We start from the raw sequence: 6000 nt of genomic DNA on the forward strand, positions 1-6000 counted from the left end.
CCTCAGGGAAGCTCTTCGACCTCTTCCGGCCGGGTGAGCATCCCGTAGATTTCATCCTTGAGCCGCATCCGCCGCTTCCGCATGTCCGCCATGTGGAAGTCGTCGACGGGCTCGATATTCGTCTCGGCGCGGTGAATGGCGAGATTCACCGCCTGGTATTCCTCGGAAATCCGGTGGAAGTGGCCGTCGACCTCGCGCAGGTGGCGGATCTTGGCGACGTATTCCGGAAATTCCTCTGCCAGCTGGTGCGGGGTGTTCGGCATGTCCATCTCCTCTTTGCGGTTGATGGAGACAGCCTAGAACGCCCGCGCCCTTCCTCCTTGATCCCGGTCAAAGACCGAGCATCATGCGCACGACCGGCTCCAGCCCCTTGCCGATCGCCCGCGTGTTCCTCGCATCGAGATGCACGCCGTCGAGCGGCGTCGTTTCGGCCACCGACCCGGCGTCGAAGAAGCCGCAGCCGAGCTCGTCCGCCAGGTCCGCGTAGAGCGTCGCGAGCATGGCCGACTGCTCCACGCCGCCGGCGAACATCGCCGCAAACGCCGTGTTCGCCGTCTCGCAGAGCGGCGGCGGCGAGACGATGAGGATTTCCGGCGCTTCCTTGCCGTCGAACGACCAGGCGTGGTGGCGCACCAGCTCCACCAGCCGCTCGATGCCCTGCACCGCGCCGAAGGCCGTCCCGCAGATCGTTGGCTTCATGTCGTTCGTGCCGAGCAGGAAAATGACGAGGTCGATCGGATCGTGGCTGTGCAGGATCGTCGGCAGGATGCGCGCGCCGTTGCGGTCGCAGTCCGCCAGATGGTCGTCATAGGCGGTGGTGCGGCCGTTGAGGCCCTCGGCGATGACGTTGACCTCGGCCCCGAGCGCCCTGGCGAGCACGCTCGGCCAGCGGTCCTCGAAGGCATGCCGGCCAAGCGTTTGCGCGTCGTAGCCCCAGGTGAGCGAGTCGCCGTAGCAGAGAACCGTCTTCATGCGACGCCTCCTCTTTCCCCTCCCCCTTGCGGGGAGGGGGTGGCTCCCTTGAGCTCCACGGCGATCCTTCGAAGAACGGATTTCATATCGAGCATCACCTCGCGATTCCTGATGCGGACGACACGGAAATCCTGCCCTCGAAGATAGGCATCGCGTTCGAGATCCCGCTTTCTCTGCTCCGCATCGACATGAATCTCACCGTCAACCTCAACAATCAGCCGTCGGCCGAGACACACGAAGTCCGCGACGTAGCGGCCAATGGCCACCTGCCTGCGGAAATGCGTGCCGGCGATGGCCGGCATCTCCTTGCGAAGCGCCGTCCACAGGCGGCGTTCCGCATCCGTCATAGAGCGGCAAAGGCGCGGCGCATTCCGCGCCGCCGCACGGCTGGGGGGATTCGGGTTTTCGCGATTCCAGGCCATGCGCACCGTCTCCATCCTCGTCGGCACCCCCACCCGTCCGCTGCGCGGACACCCTCCCCGCAAGGGGGAGGGAAAGACCTTACACCAGCATCCCCATCGGGTTCTCGATGTAGCGCTTGAAGGCGGCGAGCAGTTCCGCGCCGAGCGCCCCGTCGACGCAGCGGTGGTCGGTGGAGAGCGTCACGGTCATGGCGTTGACGATCTTGATCTCGCCGCCCTTGACCACGACCCGCTCCTCGCCCGCGCCGACCGCCAGGATCGTCGCATGCGGCGGGTTGACGACGGCGGCGAAGTTCTTGACGCCCATCATGCCCATGTTGGAGACCGCGGTCGTGCCGCCCTGGTACTCTTCCGGCTTCAGCTTGCGTTCCTTGGCGCGCCTGCCGAGGTCCTTCATCTCGTTGGAGATGGCCGACAGGCTCTTCGTTTCCGCCTTGCGGATGATCGGGGTGATCAGGCCGCCCGGGATGGAGACGGCGACGCCGACATCCGAATGCTTGTGCTTGACCATGTTCGTCTCGGTCCAGGAGACGTTGGCGTCCGGCACGTCGCGCAGCGCGAGCGCCATGGCCTTGATCACCATGTCGTTGACCGAGAGCTTGTAGGCCGGCTTGTCCTCCCGGCGGGGCGCCGCATCGTTGAGCTGGGCGCGCAGCGCCAGCAGCGCATCGAGCTCCACGTCGATGGAGACGTAGAAATGCGGGATCGTCTGCTTGGATTCGACGAGGCGCCTGGCGATCGTCTTGCGCATGCCGTCATGCGGCACGAGCTCGTAGGAGCCTTCGTCGAAGAGCTTCAGCACGGCATCGTCCGACATGCCCTTCGGCGCGGCGGCGGGGGCCGCGGCAGCAGCCGGGGCGGCGGCGGGCTTGGCGCCGCCCGAGGCGAGTGCCTTCTCCACGTCGCTCTTCACCACGCGGCCGTGCGGACCGGAACCGGAAACCGCCGAGATGTCGATGCCGGCTTCCCTGGCGATGCGGCGGGCGAGCGGAGAGGAGAACACGCGGCTGCCGTCCCTGGCCGGGGCCGGACCTGCGGAAGCGGCGGCGGCCGGAGCCGGGGCGGCGGCAGGCTTTTCCGCGTCCTTCGGCGCTTCCGCCTTCGCATCGGGGGCCTTCGCATCGGCAGGCTTGGCATCCGCCTTCGGCGCCTCGGCCTTCGCAGCGGCGTCGCCGCCGCCGGCGGCAGCGGCCTTCACGTCCTCGCCCTCGGCGGCGAGGACGGCAATGAGGGTGTTGACCTTCACGCCTTCCGTGCCGGCCGGCACGACGATCCTGGCGACCGTGCCCTCGTCGACGGCCTCGACTTCCATCGTCGCCTTGTCGGTCTCGATCTCGGCGATGACGTCACCGGATTTCACGGTGTCGCCTTCCTTGACGAGCCATTTGGCCAGATTGCCCTCTTCCATGGTGGGCGAAAGGGCGGGCATCGTGATGTTGATCGGCATATCCCAGCCCTCCCCTTATTTGTAGCAGACGGCCTTCACCGCCTGGACGACTTCGCCGACGTTCGGCAGCGCGAGCTTTTCGAGGTTCGCGGCATAGGGCATCGGGACGTCCTTGCCGGCGATCGTGACGATCGGCGCGTCGAGGTAGTCGAAGGCCTCGCGCTGGACGCTGTTGGCGATGAAGTCGCCGACCGACGACTGCGGGAAGCCTTCCTCGACGGTGACGAGGCGGCCGGTCTTCTTCACCGATTCGATGACGGTCGGCAGGTCCATCGGGCGGATGGTGCGAAGGTCGATCAGTTCGACGTCGATGCCTTCCTTCTCAAGCTCGGCGAGCGCCTTCACGGCATAGGTCATGCCGATGCCGAAGGAGACGAGCGTGGCGTCCTTGCCTTGCTTGTGGATGCGCGCCTTGCCGATCGGCAGCACGAAATCGTCGAGCTTCGGCACCTCGAAGCTGTGGCCGTAAAGGATCTCGTTCTCGAGGAAGATGACCGGGTTCGGGTCGCGGATGGCGGCCTTCAGCAGGCCCTTCGCATCGGCGGCCGAATAGGGCATGACGACCTTGAGGCCGGGGATGTGGCTGTACCAGGCGGCATAGCACTGGGAATGCTGGGCCGCCACGCGCGCCGCCGCGCCGCTCGGGCCGCGGAAGACGATCGGCGCGCCCATCTGGCCGCCCGACATGTAAAGGGTCTTGGCCGCCGAGTTGACGATCTGGTCGATCGCCTGCATGGCGAAGTTGAAGGTCATGAACTCGACGATCGGCTTGAGGCCGGTCATGGCCGCGCCGACGCCGACGCCGGCAAAGCCGTGCTCGGTGATCGGCGTGTCGATGACGCGCCGCGCGCCGAATTCCTGGAGCAGTCCCTGCGTGATCTTGTAGGCGCCCTGATACTCGGCGACCTCCTCGCCCATGACGAAGACGTCCTCGTCGCGGCGCATCTCCTCGGCCATGGCGTCGCGCAGCGCTTCGCGCACGGTCATCGTCGCCATCTCGGTGCCGGCCGGAATATCCGGATCGGCGGCGACCTCGGTCTTCGGCGCGGCCGGAACCTTGTCCGACGCCACGGAGGTGGGCTCCTCGGAGGACGGGCGCGCCTTGCCGCCCGCTTCGCCGGACGCGGCGGCCGGCGTATCCGCATCGGCCTTCGGAGCGGCCGCCTTCTGCTCGGAGACGGCATCGGCGCTCTCGCCGTCCTGGAGCAGCACGGCGATCGCCGTGTTGACCTTGACGCCTTCGGTGCCGGCGGGGATCAGGATCTTGCCGATGACGCCTTCGTCGACCGCCTCGACTTCCATCGTCGCCTTGTCGGTCTCGATCTCGGCGATCACGTCGCCGGACTTGACGCTATCGCCCTCGTTCTTGACCCATTTGGAAAGCGTGCCCTCCTCCATGGTCGGAGACAGGGCGGGCATGAGAATTTCTACTGGCATTGTTCGTCCCTCCCCGGATTACAGCAGGATGTCGGTGTAGAGTTCGGAGACATCCGGCTCCGGATCGGACTGCGCGAAATCGGCGCTGTCGGCGACGATGTCGCGGACGTCCTTGTCGATCTGCTTGAGATCGTCCTCGCTCGCCCATTTCTTTTCCAGAAGGCGCGCGCGCACCTGCTCGATCGGGTCGTGCTCGGAACGCATCTTCTGCACCTCGTCCTTCGAGCGGTATTTCGCGGGGTCGGACATGGAGTGGCCGCGGTAGCGGTAGGTCAGCATTTCGAGGATGATCGGCCCCTTGCCGGAGCGGCAGTGCTCGACGGCCTCGTCCGCGGCGGCCTTCACCGCGCGCACGTCCATGCCGTCGACCTGGTAGCCGGGGATGCCGAAGGAGGCGCCGCGCTGCGAGAAATCGGTCTGGGCGGAGGCGCGCGAGACGGCGGTGCCCATGGCGTAGCGGTTGTTCTCGATGATGTAGACGACCGGCAGCTTCCAGAGCGCGGCCATGTTGAAGCTCTCGTAGACCTGGCCCTGGTTGGCCGCGCCGTCGCCGAAATAGGCGAGCGAGACGTTGTCGTTGCCGCGGTACTTGTTGGCGAAGGCGAGACCCGTGCCGAGCGAGACCTGCGCGCCGACGATGCCGTGGCCGCCGTAGAAGTTCTTCTCCTTGGAGAACATGTGCATGGAGCCGCCCTTGCCCTTGGAAAGGCCGCCGCGGCGTCCGGTCAACTCCGCCATCACGCCGCGCGGGCTCATGCCGCAGGCGAGCATGTGGCCGTGGTCTCGGTAGCCGGTGATGACCTGGTCGCCTTCCTTCAGCGCCAGCTGCATGCCGACGACGACGGCTTCCTGGCCGATGTAAAGGTGACAGAAGCCGCCGATGAAGCCCATGCCGTAGAGCTGGCCGGCCTTCTCCTCGAAACGCCGGATCAGCAGCATCTCGCGATAGGCCTTGAGGTCGTCTTCCTTGGAGAATTCGGCGATGGTGCCGCCGTTGAAGTCTTTCTTTGCAGGCTTTGCCGTCGATTTGCGGCTGGACGTGGACGCGGTTTTACGCGGAGCCATTCGTTCCTCCCTATGTTTGCCTTTTGGCGGAAACCATAGGGGAGAAAGCCCGCCGCAGCAATGCTATAAATGCATGGCTTATATTCTCAATAAGCCGCTGATTAGTAAGGGAGATTTATGATTAACCTGATTTCGGTTAATCGACCTTCTCAGTGGAAAATCACGATCTCGTCGGCCCGCGACATGTTGAGGTAGAAGCGCGCTTTTTCATCGAGCATGTCGCGTTCAAGCGACCCGTCGCTCATCAGGGCGACCTCTTTTTCCAGGATCTGGCGCTGCCGCACGAGCACGTCCAGGCGCGCCTGACGCTCCACTCTCTGCCGTTCGAACTCCTCCATCCCCCTGAGGCCGAAATCGCCATGGACGGAATGATAGCCGAAGTACGAGAGGAATGCGACCGTAATTACCGGCAGCGCCAGCCGGCCGAGTTTCCGCTTCTTGTGATGTTTGGTCCACATGCCAGTGCCCCGATACGCAATACGGATTTCACACTAGCGCCAAGGGGTTAACCGATCATTGACCATGACGGGGCGGAACAAGGAAAAGACGGCGGCGAAGAATGAAGGCAGCGGATGCCGCCTGGATCCTCGGGTCAAGCAACCGTGGAGTTATGGTTTGAAGGCTGGGTCTGTTCTTGCGATGGCGTTTAGGATCGTG

Annotated in this window: 7 protein-coding genes; all 7 read right to left on the reverse strand. The window is 65.0% G+C overall.

The genetic code is table 11. The annotated features are described in order from the left end of the window. Window positions 1–2: 2 nt before the first annotated feature. Window positions 3–263: an HP1242/YdcH family protein gene (locus tag ACIIOY_RS15440; protein WP_411035559.1), complete on the reverse strand. Its 261-nt coding sequence runs from the start codon at window positions 261–263 to the stop codon at window positions 3–5. Between the two features lie 67 nt (window positions 264–330). Further along, on the reverse strand, window positions 331–972 hold the full coding sequence (locus ACIIOY_RS15445; protein WP_411035560.1) for an SGNH/GDSL hydrolase family protein: 642 nt from the start codon (window positions 970–972) through the stop codon (window positions 331–333). Beyond that, window positions 969–1394 (reverse strand): endonuclease domain-containing protein, encoded by a 426-nt coding sequence (locus ACIIOY_RS15450; protein ID WP_411035561.1) that lies wholly within the window; start codon window positions 1392–1394, stop codon window positions 969–971. Before ACIIOY_RS15450 ends, ACIIOY_RS15445 begins: the two co-directional genes overlap by 4 nt. Before the next feature lie 79 nt (window positions 1395–1473). Continuing rightward, a complete protein-coding gene (locus ACIIOY_RS15455) occupies window positions 1474–2841 on the reverse strand; it encodes a pyruvate dehydrogenase complex dihydrolipoamide acetyltransferase (RefSeq protein WP_411035562.1) in 1368 nt (455 codons plus the stop codon). Between the two features lie 15 nt (window positions 2842–2856). Further along, a complete protein-coding gene (locus ACIIOY_RS15460; RefSeq protein ID WP_411035563.1) occupies window positions 2857–4278 on the reverse strand; it encodes a pyruvate dehydrogenase complex E1 component subunit beta in 1422 nt (473 codons plus the stop codon). Window positions 4279–4296: 18 nt separating this feature from the next. Further along, a complete protein-coding gene (gene pdhA, locus ACIIOY_RS15465) occupies window positions 4297–5343 on the reverse strand; it encodes a pyruvate dehydrogenase (acetyl-transferring) E1 component subunit alpha (protein WP_411035564.1) in 1047 nt (348 codons plus the stop codon). A 149-nt stretch (window positions 5344–5492) separates the two neighbouring features. Continuing rightward, a complete protein-coding gene (locus ACIIOY_RS15470; protein WP_411035565.1) occupies window positions 5493–5801 on the reverse strand; it encodes an FtsB family cell division protein in 309 nt (102 codons plus the stop codon). Window positions 5802–6000: the final 199 nt, after the last annotated feature.

It is taken from the genome of Shinella agrisoli, assembly GCF_046557955.1.
GTDB lineage: Bacteria > Pseudomonadota > Alphaproteobacteria > Rhizobiales > Rhizobiaceae > Shinella.

Bases quoted from the DNA above. Each gene is read 5' to 3' on its own strand.
- ACIIOY_RS15460 (WP_411035563.1), bottom strand. From the start codon at position 4,278: ATGCCAGTAGAAATTCTCATGCCCGCCCTGTCTCCGACCATGGAGGAG.
- pdhA (WP_411035564.1), bottom strand. From the start codon at position 5,343: ATGGCTCCGCGTAAAACCGCGTCCACGTCCAGCCGCAAATCGACGGCA.
- ACIIOY_RS15445 (WP_411035560.1), bottom strand. From the start codon at position 972: ATGAAGACGGTTCTCTGCTACGGCGACTCGCTCACCTGGGGCTACGAC.
- ACIIOY_RS15470 (WP_411035565.1), bottom strand. From the start codon at position 5,801: ATGTGGACCAAACATCACAAGAAGCGGAAACTCGGCCGGCTGGCGCTG.
- ACIIOY_RS15440 (WP_411035559.1), bottom strand. From the start codon at position 263: ATGCCGAACACCCCGCACCAGCTGGCAGAGGAATTTCCGGAATACGTC.
- ACIIOY_RS15450 (WP_411035561.1), bottom strand. From the start codon at position 1,394: ATGGCCTGGAATCGCGAAAACCCGAATCCCCCCAGCCGTGCGGCGGCG.
- ACIIOY_RS15455 (WP_411035562.1), bottom strand. From the start codon at position 2,841: ATGCCGATCAACATCACGATGCCCGCCCTTTCGCCCACCATGGAAGAG.